At 69.2% G+C, this 23,508-nt stretch carries 17 protein-coding genes; 8 read left to right on the top strand and 9 right to left on the bottom strand.

All coding sequences use genetic code 11. The features are described from left to right. Nucleotides 1-7 precede the first annotated feature (7 nt). Both OG257_RS04560 and OG257_RS04565 read right to left on the bottom strand, forming a co-directional pair. Entirely contained in the window at nucleotides 8-862 is an 855-nt protein-coding gene (locus tag OG257_RS04560) for an IS5 family transposase (protein WP_329204942.1), read from the bottom strand. A gap of 167 nt (nucleotides 863-1,029) precedes the next feature. Then, nucleotides 1,030-1,302 (bottom strand): hypothetical protein, encoded by a 273-nt coding sequence (locus tag OG257_RS04565; protein ID WP_329204944.1) that lies wholly within the window; start codon nucleotides 1,300-1,302, stop codon nucleotides 1,030-1,032. Nucleotides 1,303-1,506: 204 nt separating this feature from the next. On the opposite strand from OG257_RS04565, the gene OG257_RS04570 reads away from it, so the two are divergent. Beyond that, complete coding sequence (locus tag OG257_RS04570; RefSeq protein WP_329204946.1) at nucleotides 1,507-2,250, top strand: phosphotransferase family protein; 744 nt, start codon at nucleotides 1,507-1,509, stop codon at nucleotides 2,248-2,250. A 59-nt stretch (nucleotides 2,251-2,309) separates the two neighbouring features. Here the strand turns inward: OG257_RS04570 and OG257_RS04575 are convergent, their stop codons facing one another. The 5 genes from OG257_RS04575 to OG257_RS04595 form a co-directional block, all read right to left on the bottom strand. Beyond that, the gene (locus OG257_RS04575; protein ID WP_329204947.1) at nucleotides 2,310-3,128 is read right to left on the bottom strand and encodes an isocitrate lyase/PEP mutase family protein; all 819 of its coding nucleotides are present in this window, start codon (nucleotides 3,126-3,128) and stop codon (nucleotides 2,310-2,312) included. A 155-nt stretch (nucleotides 3,129-3,283) separates the two neighbouring features. After that, nucleotides 3,284-3,811 carry a hypothetical protein gene (locus OG257_RS04580; protein WP_329204949.1) on the bottom strand — a complete coding sequence of 176 codons (528 nt, stop codon included), beginning with the start codon at nucleotides 3,809-3,811 and terminating at the stop codon, nucleotides 3,284-3,286. Between the two features lie 262 nt (nucleotides 3,812-4,073). After that, nucleotides 4,074-5,186: an ABC transporter substrate-binding protein gene (locus OG257_RS04585; protein WP_329204951.1), complete on the bottom strand. Its 1,113-nt coding sequence runs from the start codon at nucleotides 5,184-5,186 to the stop codon at nucleotides 4,074-4,076. A gap of 274 nt (nucleotides 5,187-5,460) precedes the next feature. Further along, nucleotides 5,461-6,558: an AI-2E family transporter gene (locus tag OG257_RS04590; protein WP_443054552.1), complete on the bottom strand. Its 1,098-nt coding sequence runs from the start codon at nucleotides 6,556-6,558 to the stop codon at nucleotides 5,461-5,463. A gap of 127 nt (nucleotides 6,559-6,685) precedes the next feature. Continuing rightward, complete coding sequence (locus OG257_RS04595) at nucleotides 6,686-8,536, bottom strand: glycoside hydrolase family 15 protein (protein ID WP_329204954.1); 1,851 nt, start codon at nucleotides 8,534-8,536, stop codon at nucleotides 6,686-6,688. Between the two features lie 107 nt (nucleotides 8,537-8,643). Here OG257_RS04595 and OG257_RS04600 point away from each other — a divergent pair, with 107 nt between their 5' ends. The 7 genes from OG257_RS04600 (at nucleotide 8,644) to OG257_RS04630 (ending at nucleotide 20,396) form a co-directional block, all read left to right on the top strand. Then, the gene (locus OG257_RS04600) at nucleotides 8,644-9,246 is read left to right on the top strand and encodes a TetR/AcrR family transcriptional regulator (protein ID WP_329204955.1); all 603 of its coding nucleotides are present in this window, start codon (nucleotides 8,644-8,646) and stop codon (nucleotides 9,244-9,246) included. 118 nt (nucleotides 9,247-9,364) lie between these two features. Continuing rightward, nucleotides 9,365-10,288 (top strand): TauD/TfdA dioxygenase family protein, encoded by a 924-nt coding sequence (locus OG257_RS04605; protein ID WP_329204957.1) that lies wholly within the window; start codon nucleotides 9,365-9,367, stop codon nucleotides 10,286-10,288. A 50-nt stretch (nucleotides 10,289-10,338) separates the two neighbouring features. Continuing rightward, on the top strand, nucleotides 10,339-11,667 hold the full coding sequence (locus OG257_RS04610) for an MFS transporter (protein WP_329204959.1): 1,329 nt from the start codon (nucleotides 10,339-10,341) through the stop codon (nucleotides 11,665-11,667). Nucleotides 11,668-11,749: 82 nt separating this feature from the next. Then, entirely contained in the window at nucleotides 11,750-13,456 is a 1,707-nt protein-coding gene (locus tag OG257_RS04615; protein WP_329204961.1) for an aldehyde dehydrogenase family protein, read from the top strand. Between the two features lie 61 nt (nucleotides 13,457-13,517). Next, a complete protein-coding gene (locus tag OG257_RS04620; protein ID WP_329204963.1) occupies nucleotides 13,518-15,095 on the top strand; it encodes a long-chain-fatty-acid--CoA ligase in 1,578 nt (525 codons plus the stop codon). A 436-nt stretch (nucleotides 15,096-15,531) separates the two neighbouring features. Continuing rightward, nucleotides 15,532-19,266, top strand: coding sequence for a S8 family serine peptidase (locus tag OG257_RS04625; protein ID WP_329204965.1), 3,735 nt, complete (start codon nucleotides 15,532-15,534; stop codon nucleotides 19,264-19,266). A gap of 137 nt (nucleotides 19,267-19,403) precedes the next feature. Next, the gene (locus OG257_RS04630; protein WP_329204967.1) at nucleotides 19,404-20,396 is read left to right on the top strand and encodes a helix-turn-helix transcriptional regulator; all 993 of its coding nucleotides are present in this window, start codon (nucleotides 19,404-19,406) and stop codon (nucleotides 20,394-20,396) included. Nucleotides 20,397-20,456: 60 nt separating this feature from the next. Here OG257_RS04630 and OG257_RS04635 read toward each other — a convergent pair whose 3' ends face one another. Both OG257_RS04635 and OG257_RS04640 read right to left on the bottom strand, forming a co-directional pair. Next, the gene (locus OG257_RS04635) at nucleotides 20,457-21,725 is read right to left on the bottom strand and encodes a DUF2254 domain-containing protein (protein ID WP_329204969.1); all 1,269 of its coding nucleotides are present in this window, start codon (nucleotides 21,723-21,725) and stop codon (nucleotides 20,457-20,459) included. A gap of 11 nt (nucleotides 21,726-21,736) precedes the next feature. Further along, complete coding sequence (locus tag OG257_RS04640) at nucleotides 21,737-23,503, bottom strand: cation:proton antiporter (protein WP_329204970.1); 1,767 nt, start codon at nucleotides 23,501-23,503, stop codon at nucleotides 21,737-21,739. Between the last annotated feature and the right edge of the window lie 5 nt (nucleotides 23,504-23,508).

Here is a 23,508-nt window from a genome sequence, read left to right on the forward strand (position 1 = left end):
AAAAGCCTCATGGTGTGACGCGTGTGAGCGGCCTTCGTGGTGATCGTCGAGCTGGTGCACCTCTTGTGAGACGGCGGACCATGATGCCGATCATTGCCCACCGGATCATGGTCTCTGAGCGGGCCGGGCTGGTCTCGTAGTCACGCGCGAGGCGGCGGTGGGCGGTGAGCCATGAGAAGGTGCGTTCGACCGCCCATCTCTTGGGCTGGACCTGGAATCCGTGCTGGTCTGGAGCCTTGCGCACGATCTCCAGCTCGCGGCCGAGGATCGTGCGTGCCCACTCCACGAGGCGGCCGGCGAAGCCCTGGTCCGCCCAGATCTTCTGCACGCCCGGATGGTCCAGGCGGGTCCACAGCAACGAACGCTTCGCGCCGTCGCGGTCCTGGATGTTCGCCGCGACGACGTGAACCGCCAGCAGCAGGCCCAGGGTGTCCGTGACGATGAACCGCTTGCGACCTTTCACCTTCTTGCCCGCGTCGAAGCCCCGGGTGCCGGCGGGGACCGTATCGGCCGTGCGCACGGACTGCGAGTCGATGAGCCCGGCGCTCGGCTCCGCGGCACGGCCATCAGCCTCACGGACTCGACCGCGCAACGTGTCGTGGACCTGCTCAACGGTGCCGTCGTCGTGCCACCAGGTGAAGTACCAGTACACAGTGGGCCAGGGCGGGAAGTCCTTCGGCAGCTGGCGCCAGGCGCACCCGGTCCGTACTACATAGAAGATCGCGTCCACGATCCGCCGCCGAGGATGCTTCTCCCGCCGTCCGCCCCTTGGCCCGACCCTCGCCGCCGGCAGTAACGGCTCGACCAGAGCCCACTGTTCATCCGTCAGATCCGACGGATACCCGCCCTGAGAGCCACTCACTCAAGGCTCAACGACTTCTCCGGCCCAGGGACACGGCAGATCTCAAACGCGGTCTGAGGAAACCGAGCGCAGAAACCGCTGTTGCAGCATGCCGGGCGGCAGCGTCGCACCGCGTTCAACAGGCCGGTGCCCCTGTTGTCTCCGTTCGCGCGAACGAGGACCGGGCGTCACCCCGTCGACTCGTCCGGGGTCGGGTGCTCCGGGTGGACGCCGGCATTACGTGCGGCGCTGCGGCCCGATCCGGCCTCGTCGGGGTCGGGCTTCTCGTCGTCGGGCTCGGCGTCCGGTTCCGCTTCGGGACGTTCGGCACCCGGCGGGAGAATCACGTCGAGGGCGTCCTCACCCTCCTGTACCTGCTGGTCAGGCATGTCGGCAGGTACAGGGGGCGGGCTGCCCTCCGCCCCGGTGTAGGCGATTCCCTCGGGCCTGCGGTCGGTCATGTCACTGCTCCTGTCGTTGCAGGCCCATCTCGTGCGTATGGGCCGGTGTCGCACCTCGCGTACCCCTTGCGCCCCGGACGACGCATCTCGGGTCAGAGACCGATGTCGTGCACGAGGCCGCCGGACAGCGGGACGCGGTCAGCCGCGTCATCGCACGCGACAAACCCGGTGACGTCCGCGATCGGCCCCGGATACTCGTCGCCCATGGATGAGGTCGAAGTCGTCGTCGCCCATTCCGAGCGCGCGACTCTGCGCGTCGGCGACGTGTTCCTGAAGGTGGACGCCGATCAGGCGCGCATCGACGTCGAGGTCGAGGCGATGTCCCTCGCCCCGGTCCCGACCCCGGCGGTCCTGTGGCGCAAGCCGCCCGTGCTCGCGATCGCCGCGGTCCCGGGGGCGACGCTCGGTCGCCTCGGCGGGCCGTCGACCGGGTCGCCGGCGGCGTGGGCCGCGGCGGGTGCAGCCATCCGGAAGCTGCACGAAGCGCCCCTGCCGCCCTGGCCCGGCCGGGGAAGGGGTCCCGACGAGTTGGCGGCGGAACTCGACGCAGAGTGCGAGTTGCTCGTGACGAACGGCGTCCTGCCCGCCGACGTGGTCACCCGAAACCGCCAGGTCGCCGAGGCCGCGCTCCGGCCGTGGACTCCGGCGTTCACGCACGGCGACCTGCAGATCGCGCACGTCTTCGTCGACGGCGACGAGGTGACAGGCATCATCGACTGGTCCGAGGCGGGCCAGGGGGACGCCCTGTACGACCTCGCCACCTTCACGCTCGGGCACGAGGAGCACCTCGACGACGTCATCGCCGGTTACGGCACCGCCATCGACCTCGAAGTGATCCACGCGTGGTGGTCGTTGCGTAGCCTGCTGGCGGTTCGCTGGCTGATCGAGCACGGGTTCGACCCCTTCGCACCGGGCTGTGAGATCGACGTGTTGAGATCCCGTATGTGAGGTGCCACACGGCTCGGACAGGATGGCCGCCATGGCCGCGTCTCCCGACCCGACCGAGGTCAGTGGGGCTCGGAGAACAGCCCGTTGAGTTCCGGGAAGGCCATGGCCTCGGCGAGGGAGCCGTAGTCGCCGGTGCCGAAGAGCTCCTGCGCGGCGCGGCGGGCGGCAGCGTAGGCGGCCTGCGCCACCCCCGAGCCGAGACTGACGCGAGCCACCCCGAGGGCGCCGAGCTCGGCAACGGCCGGGGCGCCGGGGCCGGCCATGACGTTCAGCGGAACGGAGATGTCCGCGGCCAGCGCCGCGATGGTGGCGGTGTCGGTGATGCCGGGGACGAAGATGCCGTCCGCACCCGCGTCGACGTACATGTGTGCCCGGACCAGGGTTTCCTTCAGCCGGGTATCCGAGTCGCCGAGCCCGAACAGGAAGGTGTCGATACGGGCGTTGAGGAACAGGTCCGCGCCTGCCCGGTCGGCGGTCTGCCGGGCCGCGGCCAACCGCATCGCGAGTTCTGTCGGCGGCCGGGTACCGTCCTCGATGTTGACGCCGACGACGCCGGCCGCGAGCACCCCGGCCACGGTCTCGGTAATGCCGGCGGCATCCGTCCCGTACCCGCCCTCGATGTCCGCGGTAACGGGAACCTCGACGGCGGCGACAATTCGGCCGATCAGTTCCAGCGCCTGGTCGCGGGTGATGAAGCCGCCGTCCGGGGAACCCAGCGACCAGGCGACACCGGCACTGGTCGTGGCGATCGCCTTGGCGCCCGCGGCCTCGATGACGCGGGCGCTCGCAACATCCCAGGCGTTGGCGAGAGCCAGGGGCGCAGGTGTGGTGTGCAGAGAGCGGAAGATGTGGGCCTTGTCCGAATGTGTGATGGTCATGGCCACAGTCAACATCGGCTGGCGCCCACCTTCTGGCAAGAATCCGACACGGACGTCGACCTCCGACGCACATGCCTCCCACTCCGGAGTCACCCCCGAAGGACTTCCGGAGCCGACCACTTAGTGGTCGGCTCCGGAAGTCCTTCGGGGGTTGATCAGGCTGCCAGGGCGACGGAGGGTTCTTCCTGTTGGTCGGCGGGTGTGTCGGTCGAGCCGGGCCAGTAGATCGTCCTGAGAGGAGCCGTTGTCCCCGACCCAGAAGACGGCTTCGCGCTGTTGTAGGGCTCGGTGTTCATGACCTGGGTGACCAGGTTCGTGAAGGGGACGATGCCGGTCTTCGGTTCGCAGCGGCCGAACACCTTCGCGTGGTGGACGTCGTAGGCGGCCAGGTAGGTCAGCGCGCCGCCGCGGCCGTACTCGTGGTTGACGCGCATCGCCCGGGCCCGGCCCGGGGCCAGGGTGGGATGGCAGCGGCAGCGGGCCTGAACGGAGGTCTTCTCGTCGCTGGAGACGACGTACTCGTCCTCTCCCAGCAGGACAACCCCGAAAATGCGGGCGTACAGGTCCAGGACACGCTGGGCCTTGGCGCGGAAGTCCGGGTCGCGGATGAAGATCCAGGGCTGGAACTGGCAGGGCTTGAGCGCGTCCTCGCGCAGCCCGCGCGCGGTCAGCTCGGGAGCCAACTCCGGGCACGACCAGCGCGCCAGCGGTGTGCCGGTCTCGGCGGGTAACAGACCCGTCTCACGGGCGATGCGCGCGTCGGAGCGCCCCGCGCCGCATCCAGGACGACCTGCGCGCGGACCCGCAGCCGGTACTCGGTCTTGTGACCGTAGGCCATCTTCTTCAGCCGCTCGCGCTCGGCGGAAGTCAGCAGTACGGGGCGGGCGCAGACAGGTTGACAGCCTCAAGTCGGACAGATCCGGGCAGTCGGACCTCCGTGCTCTCTCAGCTGGCGTGAAGGATCCGAAAGCGATCGGGTTCCGCCGGATCTCGATCAACGACTTGGATCGGCGTCCAAGCCCATTGCCAAATGCTGATGCCTGGCGTGCGGGAGAACTGGATCTGCCCTCGGGTGCCTACGACCGCGACGCGCGGCCAGGATTCGGCGATGCGCGCCCGGTCCGCGCCCTGAGAACGCAACACGTCGGCGAGGACGGCGACCGTGTCGTAGCCCTCGAAGGCGACGAAGGAGGGCGTTTCGCCCAGCCGCTCCCGCAGGGCCTTCTCGACTCGTGCACCGAGTGGGCCGAGGCGCTCGGGCAAGTAGCGCAAGAACGGGACCCCGGCGCCCTCGACGCCCAGCGATGTCGCCCATTCGGCGAACTCCGGTTGCCCGGCCGGAGCACCGATCAGGATCTCGGCGAGGCGCTGGTCGCCGCGGACGGACTTGACGATCGGCACTGCCGGATCCGGGTTGCCGACCAGAAGAAGAAGGGCCGTCGCCCGATTGTCGGCGAGTTCGTCGCACACGTCCGCGGGGGTGAGCGCGCTCATGTCGAGTTCGACGACGGTGCCGCCGCGTGCAGCGAGGTGGTCCCGCAAAATGCGGGTACCGGTTGCCCAGTAGACACTCGGCTGGGCTGCTACGGCGATGCGACGGTGGCCCGCGCTGAGGAGGAAGTTCCCGTAAACCTGCCAGCCGCGGGACTGCGGCGGGGAGAGGCGCGCGACCCATTCCGTCGGCTTTTCGGTGAGCGCGTCGAGAACCGCTGAAGAGCAGAGGAACGGCAGGCCGAGGGCGTCGGCCCTGCCGGCAGCGGCGCGCGCGACGACGCTGTGATACTCCCCCGCCAAGGCGGCCACCCCCAGGCCGGCCAATTCGTCCACCGCCGCCACGGCCCTCTGTGGATCAGCCGCGGTGTCTCGGACCACCAGCTCAAGTGGCCTTCCGCCGATCCCGCCGAGTTCATTGACTTCGCGAACGCCCAGCTCCAGCCCGGCGAGCAAGTGTTGGCCCGCCTCGACCCAGCCGGGCCGAGTCAGCGGAACGAGAGCGCCGATCCGGATGGACGATCCATCAGTCTGCTCCGCCCCAGGCGGCGATGGTGGCGTATCCATGCGTTGGAGCCTCCCGTCTGACGATTCGGTTGCAGGTTGCCCGGATCGCGGAGTGGCAAGGCCCGGTAGTACGCGTTCATCTCGCCGTGGCGTGCACACCTGGGCGACCACGCCGGACATTGCATCCACCACCATCGCCCACAGGCAACCGATTATTTGTACAGGTGCCCTGACAACACCTGCGGCCGCTACCTCGCCCGACCGAACCTGCGCTTCTCACTCCGCACACGGCCTGACCTCACGTCAACCCCCGAAGAACTGCCGGAGCCGACCACTAAGCGCCGACGCCACTCGGTGACACCTCGGGTTCCGGCTCCTCCTGCGGAACGCTGAGCTGCTCGCGCAGGTAGTTCCAGACCACCGCGATCAGTGCGGCGACTGGTACGGCGAGCAGGCTGCCCACGATGCCGGCGAGACTGCCGCCCAAGGTCACCGCCAGCAGGACCACCGCGGCATGCAGGCCGAGTCCGCGACTCTGGATCATGGGCTGGAACACGTTGCCCTCGAGCTGTTGCACCACGACGATGATCGCCAGCACGATCAGCGCGTCGGTGATCCCGTTCGACACCAAGGCGATGAGCACCGCAACGAAGCCGGCGAACAGGGCACCCACGATCGGCACGAATGCGGAGACGAAGGTCAGCACCGCAAGGGGGAGCACCAGCGGCACTCCCACGATCCACAGGCCGATGCCGATGAGGACCGCGTCGAGCAGGCCGACGTACGCCTGGGAGCGCACGAACTCACCCAGAGTCCGCCAAGCACGCTCCGCCACGGTCGGAACATCGGTGGCGAGCCGACCGGGCAGTTGGCGGGCGAGCCACGGCAGGAACCGGGGGCCGTCCTTGAGCATGAAGAACATCAGGAAGATCGCCAGGACGGCGGTGACCACACCGTTGACCACGGTGCTCACGCCGGTGACGACAGTGGTGACCATGCTGCCGACGCTGTCCTGGATACGGGCGGCCGCAGAATCGGACGCCCCGGCGATCTGCTCGTCACCGATGTTGAGCGGCGGCCCGGATGCCCACTCGCGCAGCTTCTGGATGCCTTCGACCACGCCGTCGCCCAGCTCACCGGACTGGGAGGCCACCGGCACCGCGATCAGCGCCACGACCCCTGCGGTAACCAGGAGGAACAGCACGGTCACCACGGATGCGGCGAGGGCCGGGGGCCACCCGCTTCGGCGCAGGTAACGCGCTATGGGCCAGGTCAGGGTGGTGAGCAACAAGCCGACTATGAGTGGCCAGACGACCGACCACATGCGACCCAGCAGCCATACCGCCGCCGCGGTCATGACGATGACGAGAAGCAACTCGGCTGAGACCCGTGCCGAAACGCGGAGAGCGGCGCGGGTTTTGGTGGGGCTCATCGTGACAGACATGTGGGTCACCCTATGGGGCCACCGGTACCGCTCCGGATCAACCACTCCCGCAGCGACCCCCGACGCACAGTGCGTCGGGGGTCGCCGGCAACGTCTCATCGACTCCGAGGGGAAGCTACGCCCCGCCCCCACGCTTCCCGTTGAGCGTCGCGTCCAGGGTGATCGCCGCGTCGATCAGGGCCAGGTGCGTGAAGGCCTGCGGGAAGTTGCCCAACTGCCTTCCTGTCAGGCCGATCTCCTCGGAGTACAGGCCCAGGTGGTTGGCGTAGGTGAGCATCTTCTCGAGCACCAGCCTGGCCTGGTCGGTGCGTCCCGCCCGCGCCAGGGCGTCGACGTACATGAACGTGCACAGGGAGAAGGTTCCCTCGGAGCCGCGCAACCCGTCAGGTGACGCCTCCGGGTTGTAGCGGTAGACCAGGCTGTCGCTGACCAGCTCGTCCTCCATGGCGTCCAGCGTGGACTTCCACATCGGATCGTCCGGTGTGATGAAGCCGACCGTCGGCATGCGCAGCAGCGACGAGTCGAGCACGTCGTCGCCGTAATGCTGCACGAAGGCCCGCTTCTTCGGGTCCCATCCCCGGCTGAGCACCTGCGCGTAGATCTCGTCGCGCGCGTCCACCCAGCGGCCGCGGGCCGCGGGGCGGCCGTCGTCGGTGGCGATCCGGACCGCCCGGTCGAAGGCCACCCAGGACATCACACGTCCGTAGGTGAAGTCCTTCTGGCCGCCACGGGTCTCCCACAGCCCTTCGCCGGGCTGGTCCCAGTGGTCGACCAGCCAGTCGAGGAGGGTGTGCAGCGCGGTCCAGCCCCCGTGGTCGAGGTGCATGCCGTGCTGGTGCGCGAAGTAGATGCTGTCGAGTGCCTCACCGTAGATGTCCAGTTGCCGCTGGGTCGCTGCTCCGTTGCCGATGCGGACCGGGGCGGAACCGCGGTACCCCTCCCAATGGTCGAGGGTCTCCTCGACCATGTCGGAGGAACCGTCGACGCGGTACATGATGTTCAGTGGCCCGGTGCTGCCTTCTCCTTCACCGGCCTTTTCCTTCACGCGCTCGTGCAGCCAGCCGATGAACGCCGCCGCTTCCTCCTTGAATCCCATGCCCAGCAGGGCGTACACCGAGAACGACGCGTCACGGATCCAGGTGAACCGGTAGTCCCAGTTGCGCTCCCCGCCCAGCTGTTCGGGCAGAGCCGTCGTGGGGGCGGCGACCAGGGCGCCGGTCGGTGCGTAGGTCATGAGCTTCAGCGCCACGGCCGAACGCTCCACCGCTTCCCGCCAACGGCCCGAGTAGGTGGACTGGCCCAGCCACGAGCGCCAGTACTGGACCGTCTCGTCGAAGAGCTGCTCGAACTCCGCCACTCGGACCTCGTGCGGCGGCCCGCCGGGAGACGATTCCATGACCAGCCCGCGCTGCTGTCCTGCCTGCAGAGTCAGGGTGAAGCGCAGGTCGTTGTCGTGCGGGTGGATGGTCAGCAGCCGCTCGTCCTGCGGCTCACGGACAGCGTGGATGGCGAGGTCCATGTCCTGCGAGGTGAACACGGCTCCGTGTTCCGTGATGTGCAACTCGTGCGGCTTGCGGCCGTAGTCGAAGCGCGGAGCGACCTCCCCCTCGAAGGTCATGCTGCCTCGGACACAGCGCAGCATGCGGACCAGACGGTGCCGGTCGGTCGCGGTCTTGCCGGTGATCGGCATGAAGTCGACCACCTCGCCCGCTCCGGCCTCGGTCATGAACCGCGTGACCAGCACGGCGGTGTCCGGGTGGTAGAGCTGCTTGGTGGTGTAGGTGTCCGCGGCCGGCCCGACGGTGAAGTGCCCGCCCTTCCGCCGGTCGAGCAGAGCACCGAAGATGCTCGGCGAATCGAAGCGCGGACAGCAGAACCAGTCGATCGTCGCGTCCGTGGTCACGAGAGCCGCGGTCTGCAGGTCACCGATCAGGCCATGGTTCTCGATCAGGGGGTATTCATCCATTTCGTGCCCCTTTCGACCCCGGTTGGCAAGCCTAGGTCAACACGGGCGCCCCGTCCTGGCGAGGATGCGACGCGAGGTGGCGGCGGCGGAGACCGTAGTCTCTGCTCATGGCGAGCATGCAGGCGGACGGGGCCGTACGAGGGCCTGGGCGACCGCGCGAGGAGCGGGTCACCGGAGCCGTTCTCAACGCTGTGGTGGACCTGGTCACCGAGCAGGGGATCGCGGCGGTCACGATGGACACCGTCGCGGCACGGGCCGGAGTGAGCAAGCCCGCCATCTACCGGCGGTGGCCCACCAAGCAGGATCTGATCATCGCCGCCGCGGAGACCCGGATCGGCGCCCTGTCGGTACCCGACCTGGGCGACTTCCGTGCCGAGCTCCGCTTCGTGCTCACGGCTCGCCTGGAGGCCTACCGGCTGCCGGGTTCGGACCGATTGATCGCGGGCCTGATCGGGGCGTCGGCCGATGCGGGCGCGGCGCGGGGCCAGTACGCGGAGTACACGGAGCGGATCACGAGCGAGACGAGGCGCATCCTCGAACGGGGTATCGCCCGCGGTGACGTGGGCCCTGACACCGATGTCCGGGCCGCGGCGACCTTGGTGGCGGCGCCCCTGCTCTTCCGGCTGATCGGCGAGCTGGAGCTGCCCGACGCCCGCTTCGTGGACTCACTGGTCGACCTGGTGGCCCGGGCGGTCGGCACACGGAGCTGACGGCACCGAGCCTCGACTTTCCGGCCCCGGATTTTCGTGTGGCAAGACCCCTTGCCTCCCCATGGCCTGATAACGATACTTCCAGTAACGATATTCAGAACCTCGTTGTGGAGGACTCATGGACAGCGTCGTCACCAGCCCCGCCCCCGCGCTCGACAAGCCGCTAATGCACTACGGCAAGCGCACGCTCGACCGCATCGCACCGGGCACCGAGCAGCCCGCTTACGGACTTCTGGACGTCTACCCGCTGACCCCGCACATCGGGGCCGAGGTCGAGGGCGTCGACCTCTCGCGCCCCATCGGCGAGGACCTCGCGGCGGAGATCCGGCAGGCCCTTCTGGAGTGGAAGGTCCTCTTCTTCCGCGACCAGCACGCCTTCGACCCGCAGTCCCAGCTCGCGTTCTCCGCCCTGTGGGGCGAGCCGGAGGCGAACCCCTTCTTCCCCAAGGGCGACACCGTCGGCGTCTCCCGTCTGGCCAAGGACGCCATGGCCACCGGTACCGAGAACATCTGGCACAGCGACCACTCGTTCATGGCCGCGCCGGCGCTCGGCTCCGTCCTGCGTGCCGTCGAGGTCCCGACAGCCGGCGGCGACACCATGTGGGCGGATATGGCAGCCGCGTACGACAACCTCACCGAGTCCATGAAGGCCCGGATCGAGGGGCTCACCGCCGTGCACGACTGGCTGCCGAGCTGGGGCGCGCTGATGACCGAGGCCCAGGTCGCGGTGCACCGGGCGAACCTGCCGGCCGTCGAGCACCCGGTGGTCGTCCGCCACCCGCGCACCGGACGCAAGCTGCTCTACGTCAACGAGCCCTTCACCACCCGGATCGTCGGACTGTCGGACCTGGAGAGCCGTGAGCTGCTCGACGAGCTCGTCCTCCAGGCCCGTATCCCCGAGTACCAGGTGCGCTTCCGCTGGCAGCCGGGCTCCGTCGCGATCTGGGACAACATCGCCACGCAGCACTACGCGATCAGCGACTACTACCCGCAGCGTCGTGTCATGGAGCGCATCGCCATCGCGGGCGTTCCGCTCTCCTGATCGACAGCCCGGCCCCTCCTCCCTCCCCATCCAGTCTCCGCGGAGCCCTTGTGACCGACACCGATGTCGCACCCGCCGTGCCCGCCGGCCCCCCGAAGGCGCCGAGCCGTACGAGACGCCGAGCGTGGATCGTCACCGCGCTGCTCGTCGTCTTCATGATGATCAATTTCGCCGACAAGTCCGTACTCGGTCTTGCCGCGGAGGAGATCCGACAGGACCTCGGCCTGTCCGCATCGGCCTTCGGACTCGCCAGCAGCGCCTTCTTCCTGCTGTTCTCGCTCTCCGGTGCCGCGGTGGGGCTGCTCGCGGACCGCATACGGCCCAAGTGGCTGATCCTGGCGATGGCCGCCCTCTGGTCCATCTCCCAGGCACCGATGGCGGTGGGCGGAGGGCTCGCGGTGCTCATCACCTCGCGTGTCCTGCTCGGCGCCGCCGAGGGACCCGCCTTCCCCGTCGCCCAGCAGGCGACCCTGTCCTGGTTCCCCAACCACCGGCGCAACCTGCCCGGGGCGCTGATCGTCCTCGGCATCACGCTGGGGGTCCTGGTCGCCGCTCCCGTGCTGACGTGGGTGATCCAGAACCACGGCTGGCGCTCGGCCGTCGCCGCGGTGGCAGTCGCCGGTGTCGTGTGGGCGCTGCTGTGGATCCCCTTCGGCGGGGAGGGACCGTACGCGGTCGCGTCCGGCACCGCCGTCGGGAAGGACGAGAGGGCGGGGGCACAAGCCGTCCCGGGTCCGGCCAGGCTCAAGATGCCGTACCGGCGGATCCTCGCGACCCGTACCTGGATCGGTGCCACGGCCGCCTACTTCGGGACCTACTGGGTCATCGCGTTCGCGCTGGTCTGGCTCCCCTCCTACCTCCAGGACTCGCTCGGCTACAGCTCGGCCGGGTCCACCCAGGTGGTGATGCTCGTCTGGGGTCTCGGCGGCGTCGTGGTGCTCGGGCAGGCCGGCCTGACCGGCTGGCTGCTGCGCCGTGGGACCGCGAGCCGGTGGGCGCGTGGCGGAGTCGGCGGTGTTCTGCTGCTCATCGGCGCAGCGGCATGCCTCGCCCTGCCGGTGGCCCCGGCGGGCGCCGTGACCGCCATACTCCTGGTCGCCGGATTCGGGCTGGCCGGAGCGATGAGCAGCGTCGCCGTCACCACGGTCACGGAACTGGCTCCGGCCAACCGTCGCGGCGGCGCCCTGGGCATCATGAACGCCGTGGTGACCACCGCGGGCCTGATCGCCCCGACCCTGATCGGGCGCCTCGTGGACACCCACGGCACGGACGGCTACACGTACGCGGTCCTGATCACCGGCGCCGTGCTCCTGCTGAGCGGTGCCGCCGCCCTTACGCTGATCGACCCGGACCGCGACGCCCGCCGCCTGTCCGCATGACCGGACGCGCGTGCCTGCTCCTCGCATCCCGCACGGAGCAGGCCCCGTCCCTCCCACTTCCCGCCTTCCGCAAGGAACGACGTTGAACACAAGCGCCCTCGACACCTCTTCCCTCGACCGCACCGTGGCCCACGTACGTGGCAACGCCGAGTCCTGGTCCACCACCCCGCTCACCGAGCGCATCGCCCTCCTGGAACGGCTGCAGCCCCGCATCGTCGCGCGTGCGGCCGAGATGGCCGGTTCGGGCGCCCTGGCGAAGGGGTACGGACCGGACTCCCCGTGGGCGGCCGAGGACTGGACCGGCGGCCCCTGGGCCCTTGCCCAGAACACCGCGGCGTTTCTCCACGTCCTTCGGCGGATCGCCGCGGGCAGGGACCCGCTGGCCGACAGGACGGTTCACGAGGAGAACGGCCGCACCCGCGTGAACGTCTTCCCCGCCACCGGCTGGGATTCCCTGTTGCTCAACGGGTTCAAGGCCGAGGTGTGGATGCGCCCCGGCGTCACCGCGGAGCAGACGCGTGCCTGCGCGGCGGGCGAGTACCGGGGCCGGCAGGGCGAACCCGCCCTGGCCCTGGTCCTCGGCGCCGGCAACGTCGCCGCCATCACCGCGCTGGACATCCTGCACAAGCTCTACGCCGAGGGCCAGGTCGTCATCGCCAAGATGAACCCGGTCAACGCCTATCTGCGCCCCCACTTCGAGTACGTCTTCGCCGAGTTCGTCGAACGGGGCTGGCTGGCCTTCGTCGACGGCGGCGCGGCCGAGGGCGGCTATCTCTGCCGCCACGAAGGCGTCGACGCCATTCACGTCACCGGCAGCGACCGTACCCACGACGCCATCATCTGGGGCACCGACGAGGATGCCGGGCAACGCCGCCGTGACGACCTCCCGTTGATCACCAAACCCTTCAGCAGTGAACTGGGCGGCGTGAGTCCGTGCATCGTGGTGCCGGGGCCATGGAGCGATGCCGACTTCCGCTTCCAGGCCGAGCACATCGTCACCAGCAAGATGAACAACTCCGGCCACAACTGCATCGCCAGCCAGATCCTGGTCCTGCCGCGCGACTGGGACGGCACCGAGCGGCTGCTCGACGAGATCCGGCGCGTGCTGCGCGAACTACCCGAGCGCGCCGACTACTACCCCGGCGCTGCCGACCGTCTCGCCTCCGTACGGGCGGCCCATCCGACGGCGGAGGCACACGGCGACGACTGTCGGCTCCTCGTACCCGACATCACCGACCATGACGACCCCCTCGTCATCGACGAGGTCTTCGGCAGCGCCTTGGGGGTCGTGCGCCTGCCCGGCGCGACTCCGGCCGAGTTCCTCCGGCACGCCGTCGACTTCGCCAACGCCACCCTGCCCGGCACTCTCGGCGCCACCCTGATCGTCCACCCGAAGACCGAGAAGGCCGATCAGGAGGCCATGAGCAGCGCCATCGCCGAACTGCGCTACGGCACATTGGGCATCAACTGCTGGTCGGCCGTCGGCTTCCTGCTCGGTTTCACCCCCTGGGGTGCGTTCCCCGGCCACACCCGCCAGAACATCGGCAGCGGCATCGGCTTCGTGCACAACGCGTTCATGCTCGAAGACATCGAGAAGACCGTGCTGCGCGCCCCGTTCACACCGGCCCCGCGCGGCCTGGTCACGGGCGACCCGTCGCTCTCCCCGCGCCCGCCGTACTTCGTCACCCACCGCACGGCGCTGACCACGGTGCAACGCCTCACCCGCTTCACGGCGGCGCCGAGTCTGACGCAACTGCCCGCACTCTTCGCTGCCGCCTTGCGGGGCTGACGCCCGGCCCTCTGCGCTTCCGCAGGCACACAACACGCCGAAGTACCCCTACGGAGACCTCATGCTCAATCTTGCCAGCCTGCTGGAAACCAGCGCCCGCGCCGTGCCCGACCGTACGGCGGTCGTGCTGGGCGTACAGCGACTCACCTACGCGGAGTTGGACGAGGCCGCCCGCCGCGTGGCCGGCCTGCTGCACTCGCGCGGTATCGGACCGGGAGACAAGGTCGCCCTGTCCTGCCCGAACCTCCCCTGGTTCCCGATCGTCTACTACGGCATCCTCAAGGCCGGCGCGGTGGTCGTCCCGCTCAACGTGCTGCTCAAGGGCCGCGAAATCGCCTACCACCTGGCCGACTCCGAGGCCAAGGCCTACTTCTGCTTCGAGGGAAACGCGGAACTTCCCATGGGCCAGGAGGGCTGGTCGGGCTTCGACGGGACTCCCGGCTGCGAGAACTTCTTCCTCATGACCGCCGCCCCCACCGAGCACTCGCCGATCACGGGCACCGAGACCCTGACCGCGGCGCTGGCCGACCGGAACGCGGACTTCGAGACGGTGGTCACCGAGTCCGGTGACACCGCGGTCATCCTGTACACCTCCGGCACCACGGGCAAGCCCAAGGGCGCCGAGCTCAGCCACTCCAACGTGATGCTCAATGTGCTGACCTGCCACAAGTTGTTCGGCGAGGTCGAGCACGACGTGCACCTGATCGCCCTGCCGCTCTTCCACTCCTTCGGCCAGGTCGTGCAGATGAACGCCGGCATCGCCTCGGGAGCGACGCTGGTACTGCTGCCACGCTTCGACGCCCCGTCCGCCCTGGCCCTGATGCAGCGTCATGCGGTCACCTTCTTCGCGGGTGTTCCCACGATGTACTGGGCCCTGCTCGAAACGGAGGCGCCCGACGTGGACCTGTCGCGGATCGCAGGGAACCTACGGATAGCCGGGTCGGGAGGTTCCGCACTGCCGGTCGAGATCCACCGCCGGTTCAGCGAGCGCTTCGGGGTCACCATCCTGGAGGGGTACGGCCTCTCGGAGACCAGCCCGGCGGCCACCTTCGCCCCGCGCGGCGAGAAGGTGCGTCCTGGCTCCATCGGACGCCCGGTCTGGGGCGTGGAGGTGGACCTGGTCGACAAGGACTGGGCACCGGTCAAGGGGGCCGACGCGATCGGTGAGATCGTCATCCGCGGCCACAACGTCATGAAGGGTTACCACAACCGGCCCGAGGCGACCGCCGAGGTGATGCGCAACGGCTGGTTCCGCACCGGTGACCTGGCCCGCCGCGACTCCGACGGATGGTTCTACATCGTGGACCGGGCCAAGGACATGATCCTCCGGGGTGGCTTCAACGTGTATCCGCGGGAGATCGAGGAGGTACTGCTCACCCACCCTGCCGTGAGCATGGTGGCCGTCATCGGCGTGCCGCACGACCGCCACGGCGAGGAGGTCAAGGCATGCGTGGTACGCGCACCGGGAGCGACGCTCACCGAGGAGGAGCTGATCGCCTGGTGCAAGGAGCAGATGGCCGGCTACAAGTACCCGCGCATCGTGGAGTTCCGGGCGGCCCTGCCCACCAATGCCACCGGCAAGATCCTCAAGCGCGAGCTCAGGGACGCGGAAGGCCACGTGACCGAGGCGGTTCGGTGAGCACGCCGTCCGGCAGTGCCCACTGCATCGACAGCGAGCCCGCTACCTGACGGGGGCGGGGCGAGGGCCGTTCCGTGGGTGCGCAGCCCCCGGAACGGCCCTGGCCCACGTCTCCTTCGGCCTCGAAGCGCCCCCGGTGAAGGCCACGTACCAAAGCACCGGAAGCGCGTCCACGCCTTGTTCGACACCCCTGCGATTGTCAGGTGCACGACACATGGTGCTTCCGCCAGGTCAACCGGCCTGGAACGCACCGCAGTCAGACACGCGCGCAGCGATCCGCCCGGCGAATTCCTGCCGTTCACCCTGACGTCCATCAGGCCGACAAGTGAGCCTTGCCCGGATACCGGCCGGTTGTGGCTGGCAAGTCATTGCCATGGCAATGACTTGCCGCCATCAGGCCTTCACACCGGACGTCGCCGCCGGATAAACCCATGGCATGTCCTCCCCCTCTCAGCCTTCCGCCTTCCGGCGCAGGCGCTGGCAACTGATCTCGGTTGCCACCGCGGTGCCGCTGCTGGCGTCGGGGCTTGCCGTTCTGCAAGCACCCGCACAGGCCGCTCCGAGCAAGCCCACCGTTCCCGCCAAGCCCTCGGCGACCCACAAGGTCACCCTGGTCACCGGCGACGTCGTCACGGTCACCACGATGGCCGACGGCAAGCAGACCGCAGACGTCGACCGGCCGGACAGCGCCGTCGGCGGCGTGAAGATCCAGAAGATCAAGGGCGACCTGTTCGTCATCCCGGACGAGGCCGCGCCGCTCCTCGGTACGGACAAGCTGGACAGGCGGCTGTTCAACGTCACCGACCTGATCGAGATGGGCTACGACGACGCGAAGTCGGCCGCCGTACCGCTGATCGCGACGTACGACCGGTCGAAGTCCCGCTCGGTGGTCGAGCCGACGGCCCCCCGCGGCAGCAAACTGACCCGCAAGCTCAAGGGCATCAGCGGTGCTGTGCTCAGCACCGAGAAGCGGCAGACCCGCACCTTCTGGAGCAACGTCGCGCCGCAGGGCAGTGCGAAGTTGGGTGCCGGTGTGGCGAAGCTGTGGTTGGACGGCCGTGTGAAGGCCAACCTCAAGGAGAGCGTGCCGCTGATCGGCGCGCCCGAGGCCTGGGCCGCCGGGTACAACGGCAAGGGCGTCAAGGTGGCGGTGCTCGACACCGGTATCGACGCCGACCACCCCGACTTCGCCGGCCTGATCGACGGCACGGCGAGCTTCGTGCCGGGTGAGGGCGTCACCGACGTCAACGGCCACGGCACGCATGTGGCCGGCACGATCGTCGGTTCCGGCGCCGCCTCCGGTGGCGACAACAAGGGCGTCGCCCCGGGCGCCGACCTCTTCGTCGGCAAGGTGCTCGGCGGCGTGGAGGGCTACGGCCAGGACTCCTGGATCATCGCCGGCATGCAGTGGGCCGCCGAGACCGGTGCGGACGTCGTCAACATGAGCCTCGGCGACTCCTACCCGACGGACGGCAGCGACCCGATGTCGCAGACGGTCGACGCCCTGTCCGCGCAGTACGGCACGCTGTTCGTCATCGCCGCCGGCAACTCGGGCCCGGAGAGCATCTCCGCCCCGGGCGCGGCCGCCGCGGCGCTGACCGTCGCCGCCACGGACAAGCAGGACCAGCTCGCGAGCTTCTCCAGCACCGGCCCGCTGACCTACTCCGGCGCCATGAAGCCGGACATCGCGGCGCCCGGCGTGGACATCACCGCGGCCCGTTCGCAGGACATGACCGACGGTGGTGAGGGCCTCTACCGCACCATCAGCGGTACCTCGATGGCCACCCCGCACGTGGTCGGCGCGGCGGCGATCCTGGCCCAGCAGCACCCGGACTGGAACGGCGCACAGCTCAAGGAACACCTGATGAGCACCGCCAAGGGCCTGGACGCGGGGTACTCCCCGTACGAGGTCGGCACCGGCCGCCTCGACGTGGCCGCCGCCGTGCGCACCACGGTCCGCGGCACCGGATCGCTCTTCTTCGGCAACTACACCTGGCCTCACAAGCCGGAGGACGTCGCCGTCACGAAGGACCTGACGTACACGAACACCGGTTCCACCGACATCACGCTGGACCTGGCGCTGACCAACGACGGCGGACCGTTCGCGCTGGGAGCCACCACGGTGACCGTCCCCGCGGGCGGAACCGCCGCCGTCCCGGTGACCGGTGACCCGCAAGCCGCCTCGGCGGGCCGGCACGTCGGCTACGTGACAGCCACCGACGCGGCCACCGGGAAGCCCGTGACCCGCACCTCCGTGGCGCTGCTCAAGGAGGAGGAGCGCTACGACCTGAACATCAAGCTGGTCGGCCGTGACGGCAAGCCCGCCAGCGGCTGGGTCGGAATCAACCTGGCCGGCGACACCTGGCCGTGGAACGTCTACGTCGAAGGCTCGACGACGATGCGCATGGCACCCGGCCTGTACACCGTCGCGGGATACCTCGACGTGGCAGGCGAGAAGGCGGACCGCTCCGGCGTGGCCGTGCTGGTCGACCCGGAGACCGTACTCAAGGACAGCTCCGCGAACGTGGTGCTCGACGCGAGCAAGGCGAACCTGCTGCAGACCGAGGCGCCGCAGCGCACCGAGGACCGCCAGCGCAAGGTCGACTTCAACGTCCACTACAAGGGCCTCGACCCGTACATGGACTACCGCAGCGCGTACGTGGTGCCGCCGGCGTACGACGACATCTACGTCGCCCCGACGGAGCCCATGAAGCAGGGCGAGTTCATGCTGATCACCCGCTGGCGCAAGGGCGAGCCGCAGCTCGGCCTGAGCACCTTGGGCGGTCGGCTCCGCTTCGACGCCATGGTGCAGGCGGGCAGCTCCCTGGGCACCGCCACGGACACGCTGAACGCCGTCCACGCGGGCAACGGCTCGGCCAGCGCGTACGAGAAGATCAACGCGAAGGGCAAGGTCGTCGTCATCACGCGCAGCGACGAGGTCTCGCCGCAGGAGCGCACCGAGGCCGCGGTCGCCGCGGGCGCGAAGGCGCTGATCGTGGTCAACGACGGTGTCGGCGGCCTGACGGAGTACGTCGGCGAATCGTCCATCCCGGTCGCCACAGTGCACCGCGACGCGGGCAAGGCCCTCATCGCGACGGCCAAGGCCGGCATCCTCAAGCTGACCGTGAAGCAGACCGAGCACACGCCGTTCGTCTACGACCTGACCCGGGACTACCCCGGCCAGGTCCCGGACCGGGACCTCGTCTACAAGCCGTCCCAGCGGGACCTCGCCCGGATCGACGCCCGCTACTACTCGGCCACGGAGGGCAAGTTGTCGGAGGGCTACCGGTCCGACTTCACCCTCAACCCGTCGTTCAACATGCCCGAGCTCGAGTGGCACCCGGGAACCCGCACCGAATGGGTGACCCCGGGCCAGGTCTGGAGGGAGTTCCACGCGCAAGGTGTCGACGGCCCCCTGCCGTGGGTGATGGTGTCGGGCGACAACACCTATGCCAAGGGCAGCACCAGCCGTCTGGACTGGTTCGCTCCGTTGACCCGCCCCGCTCAGAGCGAGTCCTTCGGTGTGTACAACTCCCGCTGGCAGAACTACATGACCTGGAACGTGCAGGCGTGGGCCTCCGCCAGCGACAACATGCGGCTGGGCGGCTACCTGCCGTGGGGTGAGACGCCGTCCCACCTGCAGGTCTTCCAAGGCGACAAGCTGATCCACGACAACCCGGTCAGCGGGGACATGCAGTGGGTGGAGGTGCCGGCCGGCAACCTGCCCTACCGCACCGTCCTCGATGTGGAGCGGCCCGGTGACGTCTTCCGGCTGTCGACGCGCACCCACTCCGAGTGGACTTTCATGTCCGACACCGTCGACTCGGACTACTTCCAGCCGTTCTCGGTGCTGAACCTGGACTACGAGCTCGGAACCGACCTGCACGGCGACGTCAAGGCCAACACCACGCAGCGGATCGCGCTCAAGCCGGTGTCGATGAACCTCGACACAGTGCCGGGCAAGGTCACCACGGTGAAGCTGGACGTCTCGTACGACGACGGCGCCACCTGGCAGAAGGTGACACTGTCCAAGGGCTCCGGCGGCTACTGGAACGGTTCGTTCAAGACCGCCAAGAAGCCCGGCGGCTTCGTGTCGGTCCGCGCGAGCGCCGCGACGGACCGCGGCTACAGCGTCAAGAACGAGATCATCCGGGCGTACGGCCTGCGATGAACCGCACTGTCGGGCCCCGGGGAGGCGACTCCCCGGGGCCCTTCCCCTCGCACCTGCTCCCAGCTGGGACTATTCAGGGCCTGCCACCATGGCGCATACTCTCCCCGCTGCGGCAAGCAAGGGAGAGTCGGTCGCCGATGCTGGATGTTCTGGGCCTCGAACCCGATGACGAGCACGTCTACCGGGCACTGCTCGGACGGCCGAACTCCACCGCGGTGCTGCTGTCGGATCAGCTCGATATGCCGCTGACCGACATCGACAAGGCCTTGTGCCATCTGGTCGGGTGGGGACTGGTCATCAGGTCGGCCGACGAGCAGTTCACCGCCGCGCCACCCGCCATGGCCCTCGGCGCTCTCATCAGCCAGCGCCAGGACGGGCTGCGCATGGCCGAGCAGGCACTGGTGACCTTCGCCGAGGAACACCGGGCGGCCATGACCGGGAACAGCATCAGTGACCTGATCGAGGTCGTCACGGGCGTCGACGCCATCCGGCATCGCTTCCTCCAGGTGCAGCAGGCGGCCCGCACGCAGGTCCGCACCTTCATCACCGCACCGTTCGTTGCCGTGCCGCCCGGCGAGAACTCGGCCGAGCCCGTGGCCATCGGCCGCGGCGTGCACTTCCGTGCGGTGCTGGACCGGGCCGTACTGGCTGAGCCGGGCATCATCGCCGATGCGGTCGAGTCCATGCGCAACGGCGTGCAGCTGCGGGTCGCCGACCAGTTGCCGATGAAACTCGTGCTGGCCGACGCCGATCTCGGCCTCGTCCCTCTCGCGGTCACACCGGCCGGGGAACCCGGCGCCGTGCTGCTGCACCGCAGCGGCCTGCTGGATGCGCTGGACGCGCTGTTCGAGACGGTGTGGCGCACCGCTCACCCGCTCGAACTGGCGGGCGCCGGCGGAGAATCCGAACCCGCCGTCGAGCTCGGCGCGGAAGGCCCGAGCGACCTCGACCGGAAGATCCTTGCCCTGCTGCTGGCCGGCCTGACCGACCCGACGGCCGCGGCACAGCTCGGTCTGTCACCGCGCACGCTGCACCGGCGCCTGCGCCACCTCATGGACCTGGCCGGGGTCCGGACGCGGATGCAGCTCGGCGGCTACGCCATCCGGCACGGCTGGGTGGAGCCGAACTGAACGGGCACGCGGGCCCGGCGTGAGCCGGCCGCGGACACGGCCACCCCGCTATCGGTCGGGTCAGGACCGGCCGCCCACGCCCTGCCTGTCGGCCGTCTGTCCGGCGGCACGGCGGGCCGCGTCGGGGAAGGCCCGTTCCACCGAATCCCGCAGAAGATCCCCCTGCGCCCGGACTGCCGGATGGTGGGCGGGCGGCAGGCTGTCGAGCAGCCCGTCGAACAGGGCATGCAGCCTTCGGCAGACCTGCAGGGACGTTGCCCCGTAGTCGCGGATCTCGGAGACGGCGAGCTGAAGGTAGTTCTCCCACGTCCTCCCGCGCAGCACGAGCCGCGGGCTGCCGTCGTCACCGGCCAGCACATGCCGGTCGGGCAGCGGCGACTGACCGATCCGGGTGAGGAACGACTCGATGTGGTTGAGGACCTGTACGGCGGTGGTGGGGTCGTTCACGGCGGGCGACAGCGCGCGGATGGCGATGTCGACGAGCACCCGCAGGGCAAAGGCCGGGTCCTGTTCGATCGTCCGCTCGGGACCGAGCGCGATGAGACCGGTCACGCGCTCATCGTCGGGGGTGGACGTGCCACCGTGGACTTCGACGAGGACGGCGCCCCGGGGAACGTAGTCACCGATCAGGTGGGGCACGGTGAACACACAGTCGTGGCGCGCGGCGAGTGCCGTGAGGCCGTCGGTGTGGAGGGCCTGGATGGCTCCGCCCGCGGTCGCGCGGACGACGGTCATCCGCACGTCCCGCACCGCGGCTTCACCACCGTGCGGGGCCGAAGCCCTGACCGCCGCTGCCCCGTGCTCGAAGACGTCCTCCCCCATGCGGCCGACGAGATCGGCGATGGCGACCGGCCTGAGGTTGTGCGTGAAGCGGTTGAGATAGATGAGCAGGAGCAACAGGCTGACGGCCACGGCCGCGCCGGCGAGGGTGACCCCGAGGTCCGGCACCGAATTCGACTCGATACTGCGCAGCAGGGAGAAGGCGAACGCGAAGGTGCCGGTGAAGGTGGCCAGCACGGTCTTCTGCAGCCGGTCCCTGTACCAGAGCCGCATGTACCGTGGGGACAACGTTCCGGTGGCCTGCTGAATGACGAGAACACCGATGGTCACGACGAATCCCAGAAGGGCGATCATCGCCCCGACGATGGAGCTCAGAACTCCACTCGCCGTCGTCGCCGAATAGCGCCAGCCGCTCGGTGGCCAGTCCGCGCTGTCAGCGGTGACGGCCAGCTGGGCCAGGACAGCTCCCAGAAGGAGACCGAACATCGGCGCGATCCACAGGTTCGCCTTCACGTATTGCCGCAGCCGGAACGCGGAGGCCCAGGACATCTTGATGCGCCTCACTTCTCGGCGCCGGGGGTCAGCAGCACGACGCTGTCGCTCTCCCCGGGAGTCACCCGCCGCTTCTCGGTGACGGGTTCCAGCTTCTGGTCCTTACGTACCACGAAGAGGGTTTCGCTCCCGGGCGGCAGTGGAGCGGAGGCCGGCTGGACCAGGAACCGCGCGCCGGCTTCGTACCGCGCGGCCAGGGTGTGGCGGACGAGCGGTCTACCGAAGAGGATGTCCCCGCCGGTGTAGGGGGCCACGACTCCGAGGCTGTCGTGAGGAGGCCCGACCCGGTAGACAGGCCCTTCGACGCTGTCCTTCATCACGACCGAAGCGAGCGCGTTGAAGTCGTCGTCGTTCGTGGCCAGGAAGACCGCGGTCACCCCCTCCAGCCGGGCACCCGGGTTGGTGGCCGTTGCGAGCAGGTCACCCTCGGCGAGTTGGATACCGGCGTCCGTGATCCGTTGGCGCTCCTGGGCGAGGCCTGCCCACATCAGCAGGTCGAGGCCTGCGGAACGCAGACTCCTCCCGAGGTCCACCACCCACGGCTCGCCGCCCACGAGCAGGATCCGTGTCCCGGTGGGTTTGATGATGCCCAGCCTCTTGGCGACCGGTGCCGCACTGAGGGCGTACAGGAGGACCGTACCGACGATCACGAGGAATGTGACGGGGAGGATCCTGGCCGCTCCGTCCACTCCCCTGTCGACGAGGCTCGCGGAGAACGCCGTGGCTGTGGCCGCCGCGACGATGCCGCGAGGGGCCATCCACCCGACGAAGGCCCGCTCGCCTGCCGTCAGTCCCGAGCCCGCGGTCGAGACGTACGCGACGAGGGGGCGCACCACGAGGACCAGGATGGCGATGAGGCCGAGTGCGGGCAGGAGCACCGGCACCAGGGAGGCAGGTGTGACCGTGGCGGAGATCGAGACGAACAGGAGGCCGATGATCAGCTGGACCAGCGTCTCGAAGAAGGGGCGCCGTGCGGGCATGTCGAACCCGTTGATGTTGGTGACGGCGAGCCCGATGACGATGGCGGTGATGAGTCCCGTGTCGTCCCTGATGACGTCGGCGACGGCGGACACCGCGATTACGGTGGCCAGCTGAGCCAGCGTCCCGAGCGTCTCGCCGAGCCGCAGGGTGCGCAGCGTCAGCCAGAGCAGCGCGGTCCCGACCGCCCCGCCGATCAGCCCCACGGCCATGCTGATGGCGAACTGGCCGACTTGGTAGCCGCGCCCGATGTCGATCTGATGCGTGTTGGCGATGGCGTGGAAGACCAGTGCGCCCAGGATGCCGCCGATCGGGTCGGTCAGGGTCCCTTCCCAGATGAGAACGCGGCGCACCTTGTCCGTGGGCCGTACGAAGTCGAGGAGGGGGCCCACAACTGTGGGACCTGAGACGACCAGGATCACGCCGAGCATGCAGGCGACTCGGAGAGGCATGTCGAACATCGCCGGCGCCACGGCGGAGGTGACCAGGAACGTGACGAGCACTCCGAGCAGCAGAAGTCGTCCCACGATCCACCGTGTGCGGCCGGTCAGTTTGCGCAGGTTGAGCCCGAGACCGGCGTCGTAGAGGATCACCGCCACCGACATCGACACGAGGACGTCGAAGCTCTGCCCCATCAGCTGGTCGGGGTGGACGACGTCCGTCAGGGCCCCGGCGGCAAACCCTGCCGGCAGCAGGATGATCAGAGCGGGCACGCGCAGTCTGCTCGCCAGGATCTGTGAGCCGGTGGCGAGGACCACGGTCAGTGCGATCCCGAGCAGGATCTCGTCGTCGGTCACAGCAA

Origin of the sequence: Streptomyces sp. NBC_00683 (genome assembly GCF_036226745.1) — a bacterium.
Classification (GTDB): Bacteria; Actinomycetota; Actinomycetes; order Streptomycetales; family Streptomycetaceae; genus Streptomyces.